Annotated in this window: 18 protein-coding genes; 3 read left to right on the top strand and 15 right to left on the bottom strand. The window is 73.7% G+C overall.

Features of this window, described 5'->3' with window-relative positions; translation table 11 throughout:
- The 5 genes from ACFTXQ_RS05060 to ACFTXQ_RS05080 all read right to left on the bottom strand — a co-directional run bounded on the left by ACFTXQ_RS05060 (position 1) and on the right by ACFTXQ_RS05080 (position 8,649).
- On the bottom strand, positions 1-1,785 hold the full coding sequence (locus tag ACFTXQ_RS05060) for a hypothetical protein (protein ID WP_382635970.1): 1,785 nt from the start codon (positions 1,783-1,785) through the stop codon (positions 1-3).
- Positions 1,782-4,769 (bottom strand): ATP-binding protein, encoded by a 2,988-nt coding sequence (locus ACFTXQ_RS05065; protein ID WP_382635972.1) that lies wholly within the window; start codon positions 4,767-4,769, stop codon positions 1,782-1,784. The genes ACFTXQ_RS05060 and ACFTXQ_RS05065 overlap by 4 nt, the downstream gene beginning before the upstream one ends.
- A complete protein-coding gene (locus ACFTXQ_RS05070) occupies positions 4,766-6,670 on the bottom strand; it encodes a hypothetical protein (RefSeq protein ID WP_382635974.1) in 1,905 nt (634 codons plus the stop codon). The genes ACFTXQ_RS05065 and ACFTXQ_RS05070 overlap by 4 nt, the downstream gene beginning before the upstream one ends.
- A gap of 123 nt (positions 6,671-6,793) precedes the next feature.
- Complete coding sequence (mmuM, locus tag ACFTXQ_RS05075; protein ID WP_382635976.1) at positions 6,794-7,708, bottom strand: homocysteine S-methyltransferase; 915 nt, start codon at positions 7,706-7,708, stop codon at positions 6,794-6,796.
- 17 nt (positions 7,709-7,725) lie between these two features.
- On the bottom strand, positions 7,726-8,649 hold the full coding sequence (locus ACFTXQ_RS05080; RefSeq protein WP_382635978.1) for an LLM class F420-dependent oxidoreductase: 924 nt from the start codon (positions 8,647-8,649) through the stop codon (positions 7,726-7,728).
- Positions 8,650-8,879: 230 nt separating this feature from the next.
- Between ACFTXQ_RS05080 and ACFTXQ_RS05085 the strand changes: the two genes are divergently transcribed.
- On the top strand, positions 8,880-9,152 hold the full coding sequence (locus tag ACFTXQ_RS05085; protein WP_382636276.1) for a hypothetical protein: 273 nt from the start codon (positions 8,880-8,882) through the stop codon (positions 9,150-9,152).
- A 46-nt stretch (positions 9,153-9,198) separates the two neighbouring features.
- Here ACFTXQ_RS05085 and ACFTXQ_RS05090 read toward each other — a convergent pair whose 3' ends face one another.
- The 4 genes from ACFTXQ_RS05090 to ACFTXQ_RS05105 all read right to left on the bottom strand — a co-directional run bounded on the left by ACFTXQ_RS05090 (position 9,199) and on the right by ACFTXQ_RS05105 (position 11,969).
- Positions 9,199-9,684, bottom strand: a complete 486-nt coding sequence (locus ACFTXQ_RS05090) for a DUF6099 family protein (protein WP_382635980.1) — start codon at positions 9,682-9,684, stop codon at positions 9,199-9,201.
- Between the two features lie 123 nt (positions 9,685-9,807).
- Positions 9,808-10,236 (bottom strand): nucleotide pyrophosphohydrolase, encoded by a 429-nt coding sequence (locus ACFTXQ_RS05095; protein WP_382635982.1) that lies wholly within the window; start codon positions 10,234-10,236, stop codon positions 9,808-9,810.
- On the bottom strand, positions 10,166-11,503 hold the full coding sequence (locus ACFTXQ_RS05100) for an ATP-binding protein (RefSeq protein ID WP_382635984.1): 1,338 nt from the start codon (positions 11,501-11,503) through the stop codon (positions 10,166-10,168). The genes ACFTXQ_RS05095 and ACFTXQ_RS05100 overlap by 71 nt, the downstream gene beginning before the upstream one ends.
- A gap of 67 nt (positions 11,504-11,570) precedes the next feature.
- Positions 11,571-11,969 carry a cell division protein SepF gene (locus ACFTXQ_RS05105; RefSeq protein WP_382635986.1) on the bottom strand — a complete coding sequence of 133 codons (399 nt, stop codon included), beginning with the start codon at positions 11,967-11,969 and terminating at the stop codon, positions 11,571-11,573.
- A gap of 180 nt (positions 11,970-12,149) precedes the next feature.
- Between ACFTXQ_RS05105 and ACFTXQ_RS05110 the strand changes: the two genes are divergently transcribed.
- Together ACFTXQ_RS05110 and ACFTXQ_RS05115 are read left to right on the top strand one after the other, a co-directional pair.
- The gene (locus ACFTXQ_RS05110) at positions 12,150-12,869 is read left to right on the top strand and encodes a DUF2470 domain-containing protein (RefSeq protein WP_382635988.1); all 720 of its coding nucleotides are present in this window, start codon (positions 12,150-12,152) and stop codon (positions 12,867-12,869) included.
- A 48-nt stretch (positions 12,870-12,917) separates the two neighbouring features.
- Positions 12,918-13,838: an NADP-dependent oxidoreductase gene (locus tag ACFTXQ_RS05115; protein ID WP_382635990.1), complete on the top strand. Its 921-nt coding sequence runs from the start codon at positions 12,918-12,920 to the stop codon at positions 13,836-13,838.
- 52 nt (positions 13,839-13,890) lie between these two features.
- On the opposite strand, the gene ACFTXQ_RS05120 is transcribed toward ACFTXQ_RS05115, so the two are convergent.
- The 6 genes from ACFTXQ_RS05120 to ACFTXQ_RS05145 form a co-directional block, all read right to left on the bottom strand.
- Positions 13,891-14,244, bottom strand: coding sequence for a 4Fe-4S binding protein (locus tag ACFTXQ_RS05120; protein WP_382635992.1), 354 nt, complete (start codon positions 14,242-14,244; stop codon positions 13,891-13,893).
- On the bottom strand, positions 14,241-15,824 hold the full coding sequence (locus tag ACFTXQ_RS05125) for an FAD-binding protein (protein ID WP_382635994.1): 1,584 nt from the start codon (positions 15,822-15,824) through the stop codon (positions 14,241-14,243). Before ACFTXQ_RS05125 ends, ACFTXQ_RS05120 begins: the two co-directional genes overlap by 4 nt.
- Complete coding sequence (locus ACFTXQ_RS05130; protein ID WP_382635996.1) at positions 15,821-17,152, bottom strand: LLM class flavin-dependent oxidoreductase; 1,332 nt, start codon at positions 17,150-17,152, stop codon at positions 15,821-15,823. Before ACFTXQ_RS05130 ends, ACFTXQ_RS05125 begins: the two co-directional genes overlap by 4 nt.
- A 251-nt stretch (positions 17,153-17,403) precedes the next feature.
- A complete protein-coding gene (locus ACFTXQ_RS05135) occupies positions 17,404-18,630 on the bottom strand; it encodes an ABC transporter permease subunit (protein ID WP_382635998.1) in 1,227 nt (408 codons plus the stop codon).
- Positions 18,627-19,421 (bottom strand): ABC transporter ATP-binding protein, encoded by a 795-nt coding sequence (locus ACFTXQ_RS05140; RefSeq protein WP_382636000.1) that lies wholly within the window; start codon positions 19,419-19,421, stop codon positions 18,627-18,629. Before ACFTXQ_RS05140 ends, ACFTXQ_RS05135 begins: the two co-directional genes overlap by 4 nt.
- Positions 19,422-19,429: 8 nt before the next feature.
- Positions 19,430-20,476: an ABC transporter substrate-binding protein gene (locus ACFTXQ_RS05145; RefSeq protein WP_382636002.1), complete on the bottom strand. Its 1,047-nt coding sequence runs from the start codon at positions 20,474-20,476 to the stop codon at positions 19,430-19,432.
- Between the last annotated feature and the right edge of the window lie 41 nt (positions 20,477-20,517).

The following is a 20,517-nucleotide window of genomic DNA, read 5'->3' on the forward strand; positions in this document are numbered from 1 at the left end:
TCACTTCCTCTTGCCGTAGGGGATGGGGTTGACGGGGTGGTCCAGCGCTCCCCATGCACTCACTGCGGCGTCCCACTGCGATGCCGTGATCCCGGCGCCATCGCCGAACCTTCCCGAGCCGGCGTTGATGGTCACCGTCCCGTCCCTGTCGAACCAGGCCTCTCCGCCGATCGACGCCGTATCGCTCAAGTTGGTGTGGCAGATGACGCGCCGCTGGGATTCGGGCCATCTCGTCCGCTCCGGAGCGAGGTTGATCCCCCGCTCATCGATCGTCCACAGGTACCTCGCACTCGGATCCCAGGTTTCACCGGTGAAGTCGACGTCGAAACTGCCGCTCGTCCGGGACTGGAGCCCATGCTCCTCCCCCATCAGGATGTCTTCGCCTTCGAGGGGTGTACGGGCGGACCGGCGGAGGGGACCGACCTCGGCCCACAGCGCCTCCCCCGAGCCGTCTGGCCCCGACGGCTCGTCCGGCCCATCCGGCTCGTCCGGCCCGTCCGGCCCGTCCGGCTCTGCAGGCGTTGCGTCGCCCAACTCTTCGCCAGCAACTCCGTCCGCTGCTACGGACGGAGTTCCGTCCGACTCCCGGTTTCGGGATTCGGCAGGTGCAGTGCCCGCTTCATCACTCGGATCCGCGTAGTCCGTCGCACCCCCATCCGCGGCATCACCGGCCGGGCCCGGGTCGGCTTCGTAGTCCGCGTGGGCGGTGGCCCGGCGGCGGTCGGAGCCGGCCTCGGCGCCCGCCGCTTCGAGGCTGGACACGGCGCTTGCGGCCATGCCGCCCACCGCTTCCGTGATGGTTTCGCCGGCCTCGGTTCCCATCTCGACCACCCCGACCAGCGCCTGATCGAGTTCCTGCAGGGGGTTGGACGTGTCGGCCGTCCCGCCGGAGGTGCCGTCCGGCTCCGTGGAGCGGTCGCCGGCGCCGGCGTCGGCCGCGGCGGCACCGCGCTCGGCGGGGGCTTGTCCCGGCTGCTCGTTCTGGCGGTCGGCGGGGGCGGCCCCGGGCTGCCGCTGGGATGCCGGTTCGGGCTCCAGTGCCCGTTCCCGCCCCTGTACGGACGGGTCCGCCTGCCGGGGCAGGGCCTGATCGGAGGCGGTCCCCGCGCCGTGCGGCTGCTGCCGGGCCTGGTCGGAAGTGGTGCCGCTGTCCCGGGTCTGTTGCTCCGGCCCCGGCTGCGTGCTCGCTGCGTCCGGCGCGGCACCCGGTTGCTGCTGGTCCCCCCTGGGCTGCTCGCCGGAGCCTGCTCGCGGTCCGGCGGTCTCGGGGCCCTGCGGGACGGGCTTGCGGGGCTGGTCGGTGCCGGCCGCGCCACCCGGCGGCCCGGTCGGCGGCTCGGCCGGCGGATCTGTGATCACCCGGGTCTCGTCGCCCGTCCCGGAGCCGCCCGGCCGAGGGGCGTCCGACCGTGGCGGTTGGCCGGGCTGATCCGGACGGTTGTTCTGGTCTTCGGTGTCCAACGGCTTGTCGGTCTTGCCGGTCGGGGCATCGGCCGTGTCGGTCGCCGGCCCGCTCTGGGAACCCTCAACGGGCGTCGCGGCGTCCGCGCCGTCCGCCGTGGAGCCGCCGTACAACGGGAACGAGAAACCTTCCACGCCCGACCAGCGGTCGTCCTCCGCCGAGCCTTCCCCGGAGCGTTCTCCGGACGTCTCCGTGCCCCCGTCCGTGCCGCCGCCCCCGTCGGCGCGGGCGTCGGGTGCGCTGTCCCCACCGCCCGTGTCCGCCGGTTCCGGCGGCGGGGTCAGGTCCGCGACAAGGTCGCTGGACGATCCGTCAAGCGTCATCGAGCTCCCCTTCCCTCCGCGCACTGCCGCGCGATCCGTTCCGCGATCTGGTCCAGCACCGGCAGCAGCCGAGGGCCGGCGCACGCCAGGTGGAACGCCCTGCGGACGTGGGCCTCCGTCAGGCCGCCCGTGGCGGTCAGGACCGCCCCGCGCAGACCGCTGCGGGTGACGTCGCCGACCCGCCCGTGGGCCTTGTCACTGCCGTAGCCCGCCAGCGCGGCGATCTGGGTGAAGTGGTCCGTCGGCGTGGTACCGGTCAGGACCAGGCCGCGGGCCGCCCAGTCGGGGGCATGGTCCGGATAGGTGTGCGGGCCGTCCGGACGGGCGCGGCGGGCGTGGTGGATGACCTCCAGCACGTCCCGGAAGCGGTAGTTGGCGTAGGCGTAGCGGCGCGGGTCGTCCGCCGGCGGCGGGGTGCCGGCCAGGTCCGCGTGGAGCACGGCCGACAGTCGCGCCGCGAAGTCGCCCGGGTCGACTTCGTCCCGCATCAGCGGCTCGCGGGCAGCGACCGCCCGCTCCACCATGTAGACCAGGGCGCAGTCGAGGTCGCGCGCGGGCCACCGGGTCAGGCTGGTGCGCAGCTCCCCGGAGGGCTCGGGCGCGGGCATGCCCATGGCGAGTGCGGCGGCTGCGGCCTCCGCCCAGAGCAGGGCGTGCGGGATGTCGGAACGGTGCCGGGCTTCGTTCATCGTGCGCAGGGTGCACGGGCTGCGGCGGCAGGCCTCGCCGCACAGTGGGCTGCGTGCGGCCAGCAATGGCGGTGCGGTGCCGGCGTCGGCAGCCGACTCGTCGTGTTCGCCGTAGGGAACGGCGGCCAGGACCGGACGGTCCATGCCGTCGGCGGCGACCGCCGCGCGGCCCGGACGCAGGGCTACGACGTTCTCGCTCTGGTCTTCCTGGAGGTTCATCGTGGCGCCGACCGCCTGCCGGTCGTCCGCTGCGGGCAGCCGGTGCATGATCTTGAGCGCACTGTTCTTGATCACGTCGGGCAGGATCTTGCTGGGGATCTGCTCGACGATCACCACGCCCTCGCCGTACGCGCGGATCTCCGCGAGCAGTGAGGCGAACAGTTCGACTGCTGCCGCCGCCGGACCGTCCTCCACGTTCTTCAGCAGTCGGTGCGCCTCCTCCACCACCAGCACGTGCCGCAGCGGCACTCCGCCCGCGCCGTGGTGGACGCGCAGGTGCTCCACGACGCGGATGAGGACGGCGCCGATCAGGAAGGCCTTGTCCTGGTCGTTGGTGATGGTCTCCAGCTCGAGGACGACGTTGCCGGCGAGCAGCCCGGCGATGTCGAGCGGGTGGCCGCCCTCGAAGAACCGGCCGGGGGTGCCCTCGCGCAGGGAGCCGAGCCGGACGTCGACGAAACCGCGGACATCGGCTGTGACCTCCCTGCCGTAGCCGATGGTCTCCACCACCCGCTGAGCGGTGGCCTGGAGGTCTCCGAGGGCGGGGTAGGCGGCGGTGCGCGGCCGGTCGGGCTCGGCGAGCAGGAACTTCGGCTTGTGGGCGGGGCGCGGCTCGCCGGTGACGAGGTCCCACCCGGCGTTGGTGTAGCACTGGGTCAGCGCACGCGCGAGGACCTGCGGGAAGGGCTCGTGCCCCTCGAACGCCGCGAGGAACAGGGCCCGTACGAGGTCGACGTGGCTTTGCAGCGGGAAGCCGGGCTCGGGCTCCAGCGGGTTGAGGGAGGCGGGGGCGACGTCCACGTCGCCGGGCCGGATCACGGTGACCCGCCGGGTGCGCTCGGGGCCGTCCGCGGCTGCCAGGCGGCCCGCCATCCGCGCGTATTCGGCCTTGGCGGGCTCCACCGCCAGCCAGGGGACGGGGCGTTCGTGGGTGGACAGGGCGGTGAGCAGGGAGCGGACGGTCTGGGACTTGCCCGAGCCGGTGGCCCCGCACACGAAGGCGTGCCGGTTGAGGGTGGAGCGGGAGACGTGCAGGGAGCCGGCGACGGAGAGCGACTCGTCGAGGATGTCACCGACCAGGAAACCGTCGGAGCCCGCGCCCGCGTCGTCGGCCGTGACGTCGAAGCGGTTGGGGGCCACCGTGCGGATTCCGGGCAGTTCCCGCGCCGGGGGGCGGGCGAGGGCGGCTACGAGTTCGGCGGGGGCGATGAAGGGCGAGGCACCCGGCGGTGCGGGGCCGTCCGGGTGGGCGGCGGTCAGTGCCTCGGCCAGCGACACGGGGCGCCGCGCCGGTACGAGGACGTACGGCAGGTCGTCGAGGTCGCCAGAGCCGCACAGGAGCGCCGCCGAGGCGAGCGCCGACTCGGGCCGTCGGCCGCCGACCAGGACGCGTACGTTCCACACGCCGGTGGCCAGCGCCCGCGTCAGTTCGCGGTAGCGAGCCTCGGCCCGTTCGGCCGCCACCCGGTCCGCGGCGGAGTTCTCCCGCTGGCGTAGCCGCGGAAGCTGCACGGACAGGGCGGCACGCTCCTGTTCCAGGCGCTCGTACGGGACGGGCTCGGCCAGGACCAGCCAGGCGAAGGCGTCCGGCAGGTGGGCCACGGCGTCGTCGAACGAGCCGCGGCGTTCCGTCGGGAGGGCGCGCTCGTCGTCGCCCATGCGCAGCGCGTCGTGGGAGCCGAGGCAGGGCAGCCAGTGGTCCATCCCCTCCAGCAGTACGGCGGCGTCGCCGGGCGGGACGTCCCGGGCGGTGGCCCCGGGCGGGTAGCTCAGCGGGCGTTCCGCAGCCGTGCGGGGTTCGTCCCCGGCGGGCGGGAAGTAGGGGGCTCCGCCGACGAGGAAGTGCATGGGCCGGTGCGGGCCGGGGCGTATCCAGGCGGCGGCGAGCCCCGTCGGGCCGCCTTCCGCGTGGTGGCCGAGCACCGCGTGGGCGGCGGTGACCGCCGCGGTGAGCTGCGCGGCCGTACGGTCTTCCGCGTGCAGGACCTCGGGCCTGCGAGGCACGGTGAGCAGCCGGTGGAAGCGGTGGGCATAGAGCGCAGCGGGCCCGGCCAGGGCTCCGTCAGCCGGTGTCACGTCAGGCTCGCGCGGGGCTGCGACGCCCGCCGGGGCAGGAGGCTGATGCCGGGGTTGCAGTCGCCGAACACGACCCGGCGGCCGTGCGGCCCGGTCTCGACCAGAAGGAGTCCGGTGGGGGGCAGGGCCTGGAGTTGGGTGGGTTCGACGGTGAATTCGTAGACCCTGCTCAGGTTCTCGCCGTTGGTGGTGGAGCGGGCGGTGGAGGTGTTGGTGGAGTCCTGCCAACTGCGGGAGAGGGAGGTGGTGGTGGACCGCGAGGTGCCCCAGGTTCTGCCCGAGTTGTGGCTCAGGCCGCTCCAGCCGGAGGAGCCGCCCCGGTTGAACCCGTCGGTGTCGGAGACGCCCCGCTGGTAGGTGTAGCTGGTGCCGCGGCCCTCGGTGAGGGTCTCGCCGACCTGTCGGGTGAGCTGGTTCACGAGGAATTTGTGGTCCTGGCCGATGAACTGGGCGGCGGCCTTGGCCTCCTCGCCGTTGCCCATGCGCATGAACACGGTCGCGCTGTCGGATCCGCCGGCGACCTGGACGGCCGCCTCCCGCAGGTGTTCCAGGAGGAAGACCAGCCGGACGCCCGCGGTCCGCGCCTGGCGTGCCATCGTTTCGAGGGCCTCGCGGCCCAGGTGGTCGGCCCCTGCGACGACGAGCGTGCCCGAGTCGGCGGTGACCGCGCGCTTGCGCAGGCTGTGGAGCAGCCGGAAGAAGACGAAGCGGTCGGTGAGGTCCTTGCGCCGGTGGACGTGGTCCTCGGTCGTGACGACGGTCAGGCTGCCGGGCTTCCACCAGGCGGCCGCGGGCGTGTCGGGGGTGCCGGCCGCCTCCGCCTTCGTCAGCAGTTCGGTCTGGGCCCGTACGTAGCGGAGCTCGTTCTGGACGCGTTCGCCCTGGCCGACGAGGTCGATGGCCCGGGTGATCGACTCGATCTCGGAGGGGCTGAGGGGGCCCGGTGCCTGCGGGTCCGCGTCGTAGACGCGGAGCAGGACGCGCAGTCCGGCGGCGAGGCGGGCCAGGGTGACCGGTCCTTCGAGCAGGTCGGTGACGGTCTGGACCACGTCGACGTCGATGGTGTGGAGGTCGATGTCCGCGCCGGGCGGGCGCATGGTCGCCAGCGCTTCCGCCAGCGTCTCCGCCAGCTCCTCCGAGGTGAACTCCTCGCGCAGGTCCATGCCGAGCAGCGCGCCGGGCATGGGTACGTGGCCGACGCTCACCCCGCGCCGGGCGGCCAGACCGGCCAGTTCCAGGGCCACTGCCTGCTGGGTGAGGTCCAGGACGACGACCGGCCGGCCGCCGCCGAGGATCGGTCCGCCCAGAGTGGCGAGGAGGCTGGCCCAGCCGTTGCCGGTGCCGCCGAAGACGTCGATCCGGCTGGGGCCGGAGGCGAGGGAGATCGGGAACCAGGTGTCCAGCGTCTCGTTGTGGCGCAGGTGTTCGGCGCGGTGGGCGTCGAGCCGGTTCTGCCAGGCCTGCCTGCGCTCCTCGTAGTCGCGCTGGGCGCGTTCCCGGTCGGACTGCAGGCGGCGCCGCGCGGCTCGCAGCCTGGAGTTGGGCGAGGTCGCGACGATCAGAACGATGATGAGGAGCACGGCGACGGCCCCACCGCCCGCACCGGCGCCCGCGTACGCCGCGCCGCCCGCGATCAGGGTCAGGCAGCCGAAGCCCGTGGTGTTGCGGCCGCCTGTGACCCGCTCCTGCGCGGAGCGCACCTCGGCGTCGGAGGGCTCTTTGTACACGGGCGGGTTCTGGGCCTCGGGGTGGGGCGGCGGTTCGGGTGGCTGGACGAACTCCCAGCCCCAGCGCTCGTCCCCGTGGAAGACGCGCAGCGCCAGTTCCGCTCCGGCCTCGTCTTCCTGGCCCCCTGGGCCAGCCTGGTCTTCGAGTTCCGTTCCGATTTCGGCAGCGCTCATCTCGACCCCCGTCCAGTGTCGGAGCATCGTGCCCTCACGGGTGGCTCCTGTCAGCCGCCCCGACTGCGGAAGGGGCGGCCTTTGACTGGAACTCGCCTACGAATGGCCAGAGTTGACGTCACGTCACATGATCGATTCGCCGCGCTCCCGGGCCAGTTCCGCGATCCGGTCGGGGCCGATGCGGCAGCAGCCCCCGATGAGGCGGGCGCCGGTGCGCTGCCAGGCTTCGGTGGGCCAGGGGGGCGGGGTGGCGGGGGTGTGCCAGGTGGCGGTGGTCGCGTCCCAGATCGAGCCGTCGTTGGGGTAGGCCAGGAGCGGCTTGCCGGTGGTGGCGGCCGCGGCTTCGAGGGCGGGCAGGACGTCCCCCGGGTCGCAGCAGTTGACACCGACGGCGATGACCTGCGCGGACCCCGCGGCGAGGGCGAAGGCCCCGGCGAGGGGCGCACCGGAGCGGGTGCGTCCGCCGGCGACGGTGTAGCTCAGCCAGGCCGGGGCGCCCGTCTCCGCGAGGACGGTGAGCAGGGCCTCGGCCTCGTCCGGGTCGGGAACGGTCTCCAGGGCGAGGACGTCGGGGCCCGCGGCGAGCAGGGCCTCGACGCGGGGCCGGTGGAAGGCGGCGAGCTCGCGCACGCCCAGGCCGTAGCGGCCGCGGTACTCGGAGCCGTCCGCGAGGACCGCGCCGTACGGGCCCACGGAGGCGGCCACCCACACCTCGTGGTCGGCGGCGTCGGCGGCACGGGCGGCGAGCGCGACGCTGCGGCGCAGCAGGGCGGTGGTGGCGGCGCGGTCGTGGCCGTGGGCGGCGAAGGCCTCGTAGCCGATCTGGTAGCTGGCGGTGATCAGCACCTCGGCGCCGGCCCGTGCGTACGCCGTGTGGGCGGCCTCCACCTGGTCCGGGCGCTCGGCGAGCACCCGGGCCGTCCAGAGGCCGCCGGACAGGTCGCAGCCCTGCTCGGCGAGCTGGTTGCTCAGCCCGCCGTCCAGGAGCACGGTCCTGCGGGACAGGGCTTCGGCGAGCGGGCCGGACGCGCGAGGCATCGGTGCGGGCTCCCGGCTCAGCCGAGCTGGGAGAGCACCTGGGCCGAGATCAGCTCCAGGTGGCCCAGGTCGTCGAGGTCGAGCAGCTGGAGGTAGACGCGGGAGGAGCCGATGGCCTCGTAGGCGCCGATCTTGTCCACGACCTCGGCCGGGGAGCCGGCCAGGCCGTTGGCCTTGAGCTCGTCCACGTCCCGGCCGATGGCGGCGGCCCGGCGGGCCACCTCGGCGTCGTCCTTGCCCACGCAGACCACGAGGGCGTTGGAGTAGACGAGGTCGTCGGCCTTGCGCCCGGTCTCCTCGGCGGCCTCCCGGACCCGGCCGAACTGGCGCTGGCTGTCGGCGATCGACGCGAACGGCATGTTGAACTCGTCCGCGTACCGCGCGGCGAGCCGCGGGGTGCGCCGGGCTCCGTGGCCGCCGACGAGGACGGGCACCTTGGCCTGGAGGGGCTTGGGGAGCGCGGGCGAGTTCTCCACCCGGTAGTGGGTGCCCGCGTAGTCGAACGTGGCGCCGGCCTCGGTGGCCCACAGGCCGGTGATGACGGCCAGCTGCTCCTCCAGGCGGGCCATCCGCTCCGCCGGGAAGGGGATGCCGTACGCCTTGTGCTCCTCCTCGAACCAGCCCGCGCCCAGGCCGAGTTCGATCCGGCCGCCGGACATCTGGTCAACCTGGGCCACCTGGATGGCGAGGACTCCGGGCAGCCGGAAGGTCCCGGCCGTCATCAGCGTGCCCAGCCGGATCCGGCGGGTCTCGCGGGCCAGGCCCGCGAGGGTGATCCAGGCGTCGGTGGGACCGGGCAGGCCGTCGGCCGAGCCCATCTTCAGGTAGTGGTCGGAGCGGAAGAACGCATCGAAGCCCAGGTCCTCGGTGGCCTTGGCGACGGTCAGGAGGGTGTCGTAGCTCGCGCCCTGCTGGGGCTCGGTGAAAATGCGAAGATCCATGTACCCATCCTGCCTCGCCGGACCGCCTCGGGGAGGCGCCCGCGTCCCACCCCGGCCGGGTGAATCTGCGTCAACCGGGCGGTCCACCGCAGGCCCCGCCAGTGACCAGCCCGGATGGGGATCGTTGGCTCGGACGGAGCCGGACCGCCCGGCCCGCGCGCCGGCGGCCCTTCGCCGGTGCGTTCACCGCCCCCTTCCGCACCGGAAGGGCCAGGGCCGAGGAGGCCGCCATGTCCCATGAGTCCGTGCCGGAGACCTGCCGACAGGACGGACAGACCGGACAGGCAGCGCACGACCATGCACGCCAGGAGTCCGCGGCACCCGCCCAGGGCAGCGCGCCGAAGGGCCTGCTCCAGCAGATGGAAGAGCTGATGGCGGCGCTGAACGCCGACCTCTCGCAGCTCGACGCCGACCTCCAGTCCTCCACGGACCGCGCTCCCGGCACCCCGGACACCGCCACCACCGCCGTCGAGGGCGAGCGCCCCTCCTACCGGTCGTACTGACCGTGCGGGTCCCGTCGCGCGCGGCGGGACCCTCCTACCGCCCCGCTCAGGCCACGCCCGAGGCGGAACCCCGCTCGCGCACGGCCATCCGGCGCAGGAGCGCCCGTACCCGGTCGCTCGACTCGTCCGCCGCGTCGATCGACTCTATGCACTGCCAGTACAGGGCCTCCTCGTCCGTCCCGCAGGCCACCCCGACCAGGGCTATGCCCACTTCGCCGAGGAGCGCCTGGAGTCCGAGCAGCGCCTGGCGGACATCCGACACCTCCGTCAGCCGGGCCGCCCGCGGCGGATACTCGGGCGCGCTGCCCTCTCCGCGCAGGGCCGCCCTGTCGATGACACCGCAGCCTCTGCTGCCCGCTTCCCCCAGTCCCCTCGCCTCCGATCTGAGCTCCGGCGGCCCGGTGACCGCCAGATAGCCCCCGACGCCCTGCGCGAGCGCCTGGGCCTGCCAGGCCTCGCCCACGATGTCCCACGCAGCCCCGCTCTGTGCCAGCGCGTGCCGGCCGGCCGCGATGAGCCGTACCGCATCCATATGCCGTCCCCCGTCCGCACGACATCCCGCCGTTCTCACCACTACCCAGAGTGAGGGCAACGAGTCAGTAAAGCCAGGGGTATTCGGAAAATGTGGACACAAACGTGATTGTGGAAGTGTCCATCACTCCGAAGAGTGACGATTCGGTGCCTGAGGGCCCGTCACCGGGAAGCGGACCTCGTTCCTCTCGATCTTCGCGGCGAGCGCATCCAGCACATCCACCCCGAGAACCTCACAGAACTGCAGCAGATACGCGAGTACGTCCGCCACCTCGTCGGTCACGCGATGGGCCGTCTCCGGCTCCTCCATGACCGCCGCCGACTGTTCCGGGGTCAGCCACTGGAAGATCTCGACCAGTTCGGCCGCCTCCACGCTCAGCGCCGCCGCCAGGTTCTTGGGCGTGTGGTACGGCTCCCAGCCGCGCGCCGCCGCGAAATCGGCGAGCCGCCGCTGGAGTTGGTCCAGCCGCTCGCCGTGCGCGTCAGGCGCTCCGCCCGGCCCGCTCGCCTTGTCCGGCTCGTTCGCCTCGTTCGCCTCGTTCGCCTCGTCCATGGGTCAGGTCTACCACCGTGACGCCCGGGAGGCCTCGGGCGAGGTCCGCGAGGTCCTCCCCCACCGCCGCCACCAGCCGGATGTGGCCGTGCGCCCCGGCCAGCTGGGCCAGGCGCAGCAGTTCCGCGCCCTGGCGCCGGTCCAGGCCGCGGTCGAGGCCGTCGGCCAGCACCGTCAGCGCCTGCTGCGCGGAGAGCAGTTCGGCGGCCGGGTCCATGGCGAGCACCCCGGGGCCGGTCAGCAGGACCAGGGCCAGCGCGAGGAAGCGGAGTTCGCCCGCGCCGAGGCGGGCCAGTTCCGTGGCGGGCCGGGCGGGGCCGCGCTCCAGCACCGCCGTGACGGGTCCGCCCGCGGGGGCCCGTACCTCCAGGGCGGTGACGGGGCCGGCGCAGCCGGTCCGGGCCGCCGCGGCCAGCAGCCCGTGCCGGGTGCCGCATTCGTGGCGGGTCCGGCGCAGTACGTCGGCCAGGTTGGCGCAGTCGCCCCGCAGCCGGCCCTCCCCCGGCGGGACGGGGCGGCGCATCCGCTCCGGGTCGGGGTCGCAGGGGAACACCGAGCGCAGGGCCACGACCACCTGCTCGGCGGCTGCCAGGACCTGCCGCTGGCCGGGGGTGGCCCCGGCGACGCGGAGCGGGAGCAGGGCGGTGCCGAGCCGGTCGTCGGGGAGAGGGGCCCTGGTGACCCCGGTGGCGCCGCCGGTCAGCCAGGCCGCCTGTACGGAGGGGCGGGCGGGGTCGCGCAGGGCGGTGGTGAGCAGGACCTGCCCGTCCTGCGAGAGCCGTTCGCCGACGATCCGCAGAGCGGGCTCGGCCTGGACGGCGAGGTCGAGGCGGACGGGACCGGCGGGGCCGTCGACTGTACAGCCGATGCGGAATCCGCGCCGCCGCCCGGCGTCGGGGACGGCGAGCTCGGGGACGCGCAGGCCCGGGTCGGGGAAGGCCCGCTCCAGGGTGGCCCCGGACCCCAGTACGGCCAGCGCCTCGTAGGCGGCCAGGGCCTGGGACTTGCCGCTGCCGCTCGGCCCGGCGAAGAGGGTAACCTCCCCCAGCCGGAAGGCCGCGCCGCGGTGGGGCCCGAAGGCGGAGAGCCGCAACTCGGTGACGACGGGCCGGTGTCGCGTCCGCCGGGCGGGCCCTGCGGAGTCGGCGGGCCTCCCGGGCCCGGCCTGCGCCGGCACGGCGGAGGCCGCGGGGGACGGTCCGGGCGGGCGGAGCCCGGCGGTTTCGGGGGCGGCGGGTAACAGGGCAGCTTCGGGCTGGGGGTTCATGCGCCGGACGGTACGGGTCACCGGACCCCGTGCGGGGCCGGCGAACCGTTCCGGCGGCGGGACCTTCCTACGATCGGGGGACGGCCGCGGCCGCGATCCCCTCGACCTCGGTCCCGACGGGCGCCAGCAGGAAGACGTTGCGGTCCACCCGGTGCATTCCGCTGCCGAGTCCGAAGACCACGCCGCTGCTGAAGTCGAGGATCCGCTTGGCCACTTCGCTGTCCGCGCCCGTCAGATCGAGCAGCACCGGGATCTGCGCGATCAGGTACTCCGCCACCTCCCGCGCGTCGGCGAAGATCTGGACCCGGAGCACCACGAAGCGCCGCTGCTCGGCCGCCGCCGACGTGCCGGACGCCGCGGGGATCGTGCGGTGGTCCACCCGGGAGGGCCATTCGTTGCGACTGCGCAGGGGGACCACCTGCGCGAGCCCCTCCCACTGTTCGTCGGTGACGTCGTACCTGCTCACCGGGCCGCCTCGGCCGTGCGCTTCATGTGCATCCCCCCATCCTCTCTCGTTTCACCCGTTCAGCCCAACAACGACACGAGCGGTCCCGGACCGGCCCGCCCTACTCCCCACGAGCGGAATAGGTTAGGTTAGGCATACCTAACTAAGCCGCCCGCACTTCGGGACGATGGAGAGATCCGCATGCGCATGTCCGGTGCCCCCGCCCCTGCCCCCACCGCCCGGCCCGTCCGCCCCACCGACGCCGAGCGGGTCCGTTCGGTCCTGGCCGCCGCCCACTCCCTGACCGTGGTCACCGACGGCCTGCGCACCGAGGTGCGCCACCTCGACGGCACGGACCCGATGGGCCGCCTCCACCTGCACCCCGCCGAGCCCGGCGGCGACGCCGAGGAGCGGCCCGCGATCCGGCTGGAGTTCACCGACGTCGCCCCCACTCCCGTTCGGGACCGGGTGCGCGCCCGCGTCACCCTGCTGGGCCGCCTGCTGACCCCGTACGTCGACGACGCGGCCGATTCCACCTGCGTGGAGTTCGGCCGGGCCGTCCTCGAGACCGCGGACGGCATCGCGTACGTCGGCCTCGAAGAGCTGGACGCGGCCCGCCCCGACCCACTGGCCCCGTACGAGGCGGGCATGCTCACGCACCTCCTCGACGACCACGCGGACCTCGTCACCCTGCTGCTGCGCCTGGTCCACCCGCTGCCCGCCGCGACGGTCGTCCGCGCGCTGCCGGTGGCCATGGACCGGTACGGGATCACCCTGCGGCTGGAGGAGCGGCGCGGCCACCGCGACGTGCGGCTGCCCTTCCCCTCGCCGCTCGACGACGTCGAGCAGTCGGGCGCCCAGATCCAGGCGCTCTTCAGCGCGGCCCGGCGGCGCTCGCACCGCAACACCCTGCCCGCCTGAGCGGATCCCGTGGACATGGGGGTACGGGGTAGGGGTACTATGCCGATCATGAAGGCCATCGCGTACAGCGCATACGGAACTGCCGACAATCTCACGCTGGTTGACACCCCGGACCCCAAGGTGGGCCCCGGCGAGGTCCTCGTCCGCGTCAAGGCGGCCGGGGTCAACCCGGTGGACTGGAAGCTCGCCGCCGGCTACCTCGACCCCATCCTCGAAGTGCGATACCCGGTCATACCCGGCTGGGACGTCGCCGGTGTCGTCGAGGCGGTCGGGCCGGACACCTTCGACTACGCCGTCGGCGACGAGGTGTACGGCTACGTCCGCAAGGAGTGGGTGGAGCTCGGCACCTACGCCGAGCTGGTCTCCGCCCCCGTTCGGACCCTGGCCCGCAAGCCCCGCGAGCTGACCTTCGAGCAGGCCGCCGGCATCCCGCTGGCCGGGCTGTCCGCCTACCAGTCGCTCACCCGCGTGGGCCTCAAGGCCGGCGAGACCGTCGTCATCCACTCCGCGGCGGGCGGCACGGGCTCCTTCGGCGTGCAGATAGCGGTCGCCCTCGGCCTGCGCGTCATCGGCACGGCCGGCGCCCACAACCACGACTACCTGCGCTCGCTCGGCGCCGAACCGGTCCTGTACGGGGAGGGCATGGCCGACCGCATCCGCGAGCTGGCGCCCGAAGGGGTGGACGCGGGCCTGGACTTCTACGGGGACAACGTCGTCGAGGTCCTCCAGACCCTGGTCAAGGAGCGCCACCGGGTCGTCTCCATCGCCGACTACGAGGCCGCCGCCAAGGGCGCGCACCAGCTGTGGGTGCGCCCCGACACCGCCGACCTGACCTTCCTGGCGGAGCTGGCCGACACGGGCCGCCTCACCGTCAACGTCGAGCACGCGCTGCCGCTCGCCGAGGCGGCCAGGGCCTGGGAGCTGAGCGCCACGGGCCGCACCCGCGGCAAGATCGTCCTGACGGTCTGAACGGTCTGACGAAAAGGGTGCGGGGGCGGTCCGTAGCGGTCCGCCCCCGCGCTCACGAGGTGATCGGCGCCGCCGCCGGCGCCAGGGACGGGCCGACCGCCCGCAGCGATCCGGGCGTACGCCCCTCGCCCCAGCCGATCTCGCGCCGGTAGCTCCCGAGCAGCCCTCGGTCCGCCAGCCCGGCCTCGTCCCGTACGGCCGGATCCTCCGGCACCGGCCGGGTCAGCGGGGACACGAACAGCGCGTCCACCGGGCAGTTGGCCTCGCACAGGAAGCAGGTCTGGCAGTCCTCCTGCCGGGCGAGCAGCGGGATGCCCTCGGGCCCCCGCTCGAACACGTTGGTCGGGCACACCTCGACGCACTTGTCGCAGGCGATGCAGCGCTCCGCCGACACCAGTTCGATCACGCCGCCACCTCCGTCCGGCGCTCGGGCCGGGTCCACACCCGGTCCAGGCCGCCCACCGTGATCCGGTGGTGCAGGGCCGGGTCCTGCGCCGGATGGTCCAGGCGCCGGGCCATCCCCCGGGACTCCGGCCGGGCCAGCGCGGCCGCGTACATCCAGCGCGCGTGCGCCGTCATCGCCGCGGCCTGCCGCGCCCGGACCTGCTCCGCGCCGTCCCCGTACAGGGAGGTGCGCAGTTCGGCCCAGGCCGCGTCGAGGGTCCGCAGGGACTGCGCCAGCACCGTGCCGTGGCGCAGGTAGTTCCTGTCGTACGGGAGCACCTGCGCCTGTACGAGGGCCACGGCGTCCCGGTGCCCGCCGGCCCGGCCGGGGGTGCCTGTGGGCCGCAGCCCGGCGCCCCCGGTGGGGGTCAGCGCGCGGTGTGCCGCCCGGCCGGAGCCCAGGGAGAGGGCGTGGAGGGCCGCGCCCCGGCCTGCCCAGCTGCCCGAGGAGATGGCCCAGGCGGCGTTGTGGCTGCCGCCTCCGGTGAAGCCGCCGCAGATCTCCTCGCGGGTGGCGGCGTCCCCGGCGGCGTACAGGCCGGGGACACCGGTGGCGCAGTCGTCGCCGGTGATGCGGATGCCGCCGGTGCCGCGGACGGTGCCCTCGGCGAGCAGGGTGACGGAGAAGCGGTCGGTGAAGGGGTCGATGCCGAGGCGGTCGAAGGGGAGGAAGAAGTTGGGCTGGGCCCGGCGCATGGCGGCCCGGGCCGGCTCGTCGGCGCGGTCGAGGCGGGCGTACACCTTGGCGCCGGTGAGGAGTTCGCGGGCGATGACCGAGCGGCCGCCCTGGCTGGCGGCGCCCTCCAGGACCCGGCCGTCCTCCTGGTAGAAGGTGGCGAAGGAGTAGAAGGCCGTCTTCGTGACGGAGGTGCCCTCGGGGGCGATCCCGTAGGCGTTGGAGAACTCCATGCCGGACAGCTCCGCGCCCGCCTCAGCGGCGAAGAGCGCGCCGTCCCCCGTGTTGGTGTGGGTGCCGAGCGCCCCGCTGAGGAAGGCGCAGCCGCCGGTGGCAAGGACCACCGCGCCGGCCCGGACCCGGTAGGGACCGCCGGCCTGGCGGCGGTAGCCGGCGGCGCCCGCGACGGCGCCGTCCGCGTCGGCGAGCAGCTCGGTGACCGGGCTGTGGTCCAGGATCCGCACCCCGGCGCGGCGGATGCGGATGCGCATCCGCCGCATGTACTCGGGCCCCTGGAGGCCGTTGCGGAGCGGCTTGCCGTCGGGTCCGGTGGGGAAGGGGTAACGGCCCTCGCCGGCCAGCTCGTTGACGCGCTCGTAGGTCTCGTCGAGGACGCGGGTCATCCAGCGGCGGTCGGCCAGGTACCCGCCGAGGCCCTCGCGGCTCGCCATGGCGGCCTCGCGGGCGGCGGGCTCGGGCGGGACGTACCAGACACCGGTGCCTCCGGCGGCGGTGGCGCCGCTCGTACCGCAGTAGCCCTTGTCGGCGAGGACGACGGAGGCCCCGGCCCCGGCCGCCTTGAGGGCGGCCCAGGTGGCGGCCGGGCCGCCGCCGACGACGAGGACGTCGGCCAGGTGATCGCTCATACGGTCTCCCGGGTGTGGCGGTTGGCCGGCCGCGGCAGGCCGTAGTTCTCGCGGAGGGTGGAGCCGGTGTACTCGGTGCGGAAGAGGCCGCGCCGCTGGAGGATCGGCACGACGTGGTCGACGAAGTCGGCGAGGCCGGTGGGCAGTACGGGGGCCATGATGTTGAAGCCGTCGGCGGCCCCTTGCGTGAACCACTCCTCCAGCTGGTCGGCGATCTGCTCGGGGGTGCCGGCGAAGACCCGGTGGCCGCGGCCGGCGCCGAGGCGGGCGATCAGCTCGCGCAGGGTGAGGCCGTCGCGGCGGGCGAGCTCGGCGACGAGGGTGAAACGGCTCTTGTTGCCGTTGATGTCGCGCTCTTCGGGCAGGTCCGGCAGCGGGCCGTCGAGGGGCAGCCCGGTGAGGTCCACGCCCAGCATGCCGGAGAGCTGGGCGAGGCCGTACTCCGGGACCTGGAGGTCGGTGAGCTCCTGCTCCAGGGCCTTCGCCTCGGCCTCGGTGGAGCCGATGACGGGGGCGATGCCGGGCAGGACGAGCAGGTCGCTCTCGGCGCGGCCGAACCTGGCCAGGCGGGACTTGAGGTCCTTGTAGAAGGTCTGGCCGTCGGCGAGGGTCTGCTGGGCGGTGAAGACGGCCTCGGCGTACTGGGCCGCGAACTCCTTTCCGGACTCGGAGGATCCCGCCTGCACGAGCAGCGGGTACCCCTGCGGGGAGCGCGGCACGTTGAGGGGGCCTGCGACGCCGAAGTACTCGCCTCGGTGGGCGGCGGGGTGAAGCTTGTCGGTGTCGGCGTAGATGCCGTGCTCCTTGTCGAGGACGATCGCGTCGTCCTCCCAGCTGTCCCAGAGCTTGGTGGCGACGTCGAGGAACTCGCGGGCCCGGTCGTAGCGGAGGCTGTGCTCCAGGTGCTCCTCGCGGTTGAAGTTGCGGGCCTCGTCGAGGGTGCCGGAGGTCACGATGTTCCAGCCGGCGCGGCCGCCGCTGATGTGGTCGAGGGAGGCGAACTTGCGGGCGAGGTTGTAGGGCTCGTTGAAGGTGGTGGAGACGGTGGCGATGAGCCCGATGTGCTCGGTGACGGCGGCGATCGCGGAGAGCAGGGTGAGCGGCTCGAAGCCGCCGAGGGCGTTGTAGCGGGCCTTGCCCCAGAGGGCGAGGCCGTCGGCGAAGAAGATGGAGTCGAGCCGGCCGCGTTCCGCGAGCCGGGCCAGCTCCTGGAAGTAGCGCAGGTCGGTGACGCGCTCGGGGCTGCTGCCGGGGTGGCGCCAGGCGGCGTCGTGGTGTCCGGCGTTCATGAGGAAGGCGTTGAGGTGGAGGGTCCGGGGTGCGGGCATGGCGTTTCCTGGGGTCGATGGACGCGCGGAGCGCTCCGCGCGGGGTTTCGGTGGTCGTACGGGGGCCGATCCGGCTCCGCCGGCGATCGAGGCGCGGGGCAAATCCAGCCCCGCCGGCGATTGAGGCGCGGGGTCCGGGGCGGAACCCCGATCCGTAAGCCGCACCCGACAGCCGAGGGGAGCAAAATCCAGCCCCGCCGGCGATTGAGGCGCGGGGTGCGGGGCGGAGCCCCGATCCCTAAGCCGCGCCGTCAGGCCGCCGGCACGCGCCAGAGGCTGAGGCGGCGTTCCACGGTGACGAGGAGCTGGTTGAAGGCGACGCCGATCGCGGAGATCGTGATGATGCCCGCGTACATCTGCGGGATCGCGAAGTTGAACTGCGAGGCGTTGATCAGATAGCCGAGCCCCGCCTTCGCGCCGATCATCTCGGCGGCCACGAGAACGAGGATCGAGACCGCGCCGGCGAGCCGGATGCCGGTGAAGATCGCCGGGACGGAGGCCGGGAGGATCACCTTCTGGAACAGACGGGGCGTGGACAGGTCCATCGACCGGGCGAGCCGGACCAGGGTGGGGTCGGCGTTCCGTACGGCGCTGATGGTGTTGAGGAGCACGGGCCAGAGGCAGGCGTAGACGACGATCGACACCTTCGAGGTCTCGCCGATGCCGAGAAGGAGGACGAAGACCGGGAGCAGCGCGAGGGCGGCGGTGTTGCGGAAGACCTCCAGCAGCGGGCCGAGGAAGTCGGCGAGGGGCCGGTACCAGCCGATGAGCAGGCCCAGCGGGACGGCGACGGCCACGGCGATCGCGAAGCCGCCGAGGGAGCGGATCAGGCTGGCCTGGGTGTGGTCGGCGAGCTGGCCGTCACCGGCCAGCTCCCACCAGGCGACGGCCACCTCGCTGATGGGCGGCAGGAAGGTGGCGTCGACCAGACCCGCGCGGGGGGCGATCTCCCAGAGGGCGACGAGCGCGAGCACCGCGGCGGTCCGCAGGACGACGCCCTTCAGTACGCGTACGACGCCGCGCGCCGCGGCCTTCGTACGGACGCCCACCGCGCCGGACACCGCGGTCGGCGCGGGGGCCGAGGCCCGCTCGTCGGCAGCCAGAGCCGTGCCGGCAGCGGCGGAGCCCGGCTCGTCGGTGGACCTGTCCGTGCCCTGGGCCGCCTCGGCAGCGGCCGAGGACGGGCCGGCAGCGGCGGAGCTCGGCTCGCCGGTGGGCGGGGCGGACCTGCCCGTGCCCTGGGCCGGGCTGGCAACGCCCGGGGACGGGCCGGCAGCGGCGGGGCTCGGCTCGCCGGTGGGCGGGGCGGACCTGCCCGTGGCCGGGGCCGGGCCGGCAACGGCCGGGGACGGGTCGGCAGCGGCGGGGCTCGGCTCGACGGTGGGCGGGATCGGCTCGGCGGGGGCTCCCGCGTACTCGGCGGTGGCCGGGGGCGGGTTGGGGGTGGTCAGGGTCGGGGTGTCGGTTCCGGTGGTCATGCGGCTGCCGCCTCCTTCTCCAGTTGCTGGGCGCGGGCCACCTCGTCGTGGAGGAGGTTCCAGATCTCGTGCCGGTAGCGGGCGAACTCCGGGCTGGACCGCAGGGCCTCCCCCAGCAGTCCGTCGCGGTCGCCGAAGGAGACGGGGACGACCTCCTTGACCCGGCCGGGACGGGAGGTCATGACGGCCACCCGCTGCCCGAGGTAGACCGCCTCCTCGATGCCGTGCGTGATGAACACGACGGTCTTGCCGGTGCTCTGCCAGATGCGCCGCAGCTCGTCCTGGAGGGACTCCCGGGTCTGTGCGTCGAGCGCGGCGAACGGCTCGTCCATCAGCAGCACGTCCGGGTCGTAGGCCAACGAGCGCGCGATGGCCACGCGCTGGCGCATGCCGCCGGACAGCTGGTGCGGGTGCCGGTCCTCGAAGCCGGTCAGGCCGACGAGGTCCAGGAACTCCCGTGCCCGGGCGGCACGTTGCCGCCGCGGCACGCCCGTGGCCTCCAGTCCGAACTCGACGTTCCCCTGGGCGGTGCGCCACGGCAGCAGCGCGTACTGCTGGAAGACGATGCCCCGGTCCAGCCCCGGCCCGGTGACCGGCTTGCCGTCGAGCAGGATCCGCCCGGCCGTCGGGGCCGACAGCCCGCCGAGGAGGTCGAGGAGGGTGGACTTGCCGCAGCCGCTGGGGCCCACGACGACCACGAACTCCCCCGCCCCGATCTCCAGGTCGATGCCGTCCAGGGCGGTGAAGTCCCCGAAGTTCTTGACCACTCCGTCGAACACGATCTTCGCCATGGCGGCCGTCATCCCTTTCCGTACGCGTTGAACTCGTTGGTGTAGAGGTCGGACGGCTTGAACTGCCCCGGCTTGATCTCGCCGCGCTCGCCGAGCCAGTCGAGCCAGAGCTGGAACTCCTTGTCGGGAATCCGGCCGCCCGTCTCGGCGATCCCGTACGACCGCCAGTACTGCAGGGCGGTGGTGTCCTCGTTGCGGCCGCGCTTCTTGACGATCTCCGTCATGCGGGCGACGACCTCCTCGCGCGGGGTGGTGCGGGACCACTCGATGGCCTTGGCCACGCCGGTCGTGAAGGTCCGTACGGTGTCCGGGTTCTGCTTGATGAAGCGCTCGGTCATGATGTACGTGCCCGCGCTGAACGGACCGAGCAGCTCGACGTCGGTGAACAGCGGGCGGATGCCGCCGGAGGCGACGGCCTTGTCGCGCAGGATGCCGGTGAGCACCCCGACCTCGATCTGCTTGGCGCGCAGCGCCTGTTCGGTGTTGACGGGCGGTATGACCAGGGGTTCGACCTTGGCGGCGTCCGCCTTGGAGAGGCCGTTGCGGCTGAGGTAGGTGTCGAGCAGGGCCTGGTAGTGGGCGCCCAGGGTGTTCATGCCGACCTTCTTGCCGATCAGGTCGCGGGCGGAGCGGATCGGGCTGTCCTCGAGGACGAAGTAGCCGGCGTAGGAGTACTGGTCGGAGCCGTACGAGGAGATGACGGCCTTGATCGGGGCCTTGCCCGCGGCGAGCTTGATGACCGCGCCGTTGAAGGCGCTGCCGAAGTGGGTCTGGCCGGTGGCGGCGGTCTGGATGTCCTGCGGGCCGCTGGTGGTGTTGCCGACCCATTCGAGCTTGACGTCCTCGAAGTAGCCGAGATCCGCGGCGAGTTCGGGCAGCGAGACCTGGCCGACCGAGCCCTGGTACTTGAGGGTCTTGATCTGCGAGCCGGATCCCGCGCCGGATCCGCCGCCGGTGGCGGTGGCCGTGCCGCAGCTCACCGCGGCCGCCGAGATGCCGAGCAGGGTCAGGAACTGGCGTCGGGAGGTGGAGGTGGAGAGGCGTGCTGCGGGCATGACGGGTCCTTGGCTGGGTGTGGGTCTCGGGGGGCGGGCTG

It is taken from the genome of Streptomyces sp. NPDC057010 (assembly GCF_042673805.1).
Taxonomy (GTDB): Bacteria; Actinomycetota; Actinomycetes; order Streptomycetales; family Streptomycetaceae; genus Streptomyces.

Excerpts from the sequence above, each read along its gene's own strand:
- ACFTXQ_RS05060 (WP_382635970.1), bottom strand. The coding sequence starts at position 1,785 with ATGACGCTTGACGGATCGTCCAGCGACCTTGTCGCGGACCTGACCCCG.
- ACFTXQ_RS05145 (WP_382636002.1), bottom strand. The coding sequence starts at position 20,476 with ATGCCCGCAGCACGCCTCTCCACCTCCACCTCCCGACGCCAGTTCCTG.
- mmuM (WP_382635976.1), bottom strand. The coding sequence starts at position 7,708 with ATGCCTCGCGCGTCCGGCCCGCTCGCCGAAGCCCTGTCCCGCAGGACC.
- ACFTXQ_RS05125 (WP_382635994.1), bottom strand. The coding sequence starts at position 15,824 with ATGAGCGATCACCTGGCCGACGTCCTCGTCGTCGGCGGCGGCCCGGCC.
- ACFTXQ_RS05100 (WP_382635984.1), bottom strand. The coding sequence starts at position 11,503 with ATGAACCCCCAGCCCGAAGCTGCCCTGTTACCCGCCGCCCCCGAAACC.
- ACFTXQ_RS05115 (WP_382635990.1), top strand. The coding sequence starts at position 12,918 with ATGAAGGCCATCGCGTACAGCGCATACGGAACTGCCGACAATCTCACG.
- ACFTXQ_RS05090 (WP_382635980.1), bottom strand. The coding sequence starts at position 9,684 with ATGGATGCGGTACGGCTCATCGCGGCCGGCCGGCACGCGCTGGCACAG.
- ACFTXQ_RS05070 (WP_382635974.1), bottom strand. The coding sequence starts at position 6,670 with ATGAGCGCTGCCGAAATCGGAACGGAACTCGAAGACCAGGCTGGCCCA.
- ACFTXQ_RS05085 (WP_382636276.1), top strand. The coding sequence starts at position 8,880 with ATGTCCCATGAGTCCGTGCCGGAGACCTGCCGACAGGACGGACAGACC.
- ACFTXQ_RS05135 (WP_382635998.1), bottom strand. The coding sequence starts at position 18,630 with ATGACCACCGGAACCGACACCCCGACCCTGACCACCCCCAACCCGCCC.
- ACFTXQ_RS05095 (WP_382635982.1), bottom strand. The coding sequence starts at position 10,236 with ATGGACGAGGCGAACGAGGCGAACGAGGCGAACGAGCCGGACAAGGCG.
- ACFTXQ_RS05140 (WP_382636000.1), bottom strand. The coding sequence starts at position 19,421 with ATGGCGAAGATCGTGTTCGACGGAGTGGTCAAGAACTTCGGGGACTTC.
- ACFTXQ_RS05110 (WP_382635988.1), top strand. The coding sequence starts at position 12,150 with ATGCGCATGTCCGGTGCCCCCGCCCCTGCCCCCACCGCCCGGCCCGTC.
- ACFTXQ_RS05130 (WP_382635996.1), bottom strand. The coding sequence starts at position 17,152 with ATGCCCGCACCCCGGACCCTCCACCTCAACGCCTTCCTCATGAACGCC.
- ACFTXQ_RS05080 (WP_382635978.1), bottom strand. The coding sequence starts at position 8,649 with ATGGATCTTCGCATTTTCACCGAGCCCCAGCAGGGCGCGAGCTACGAC.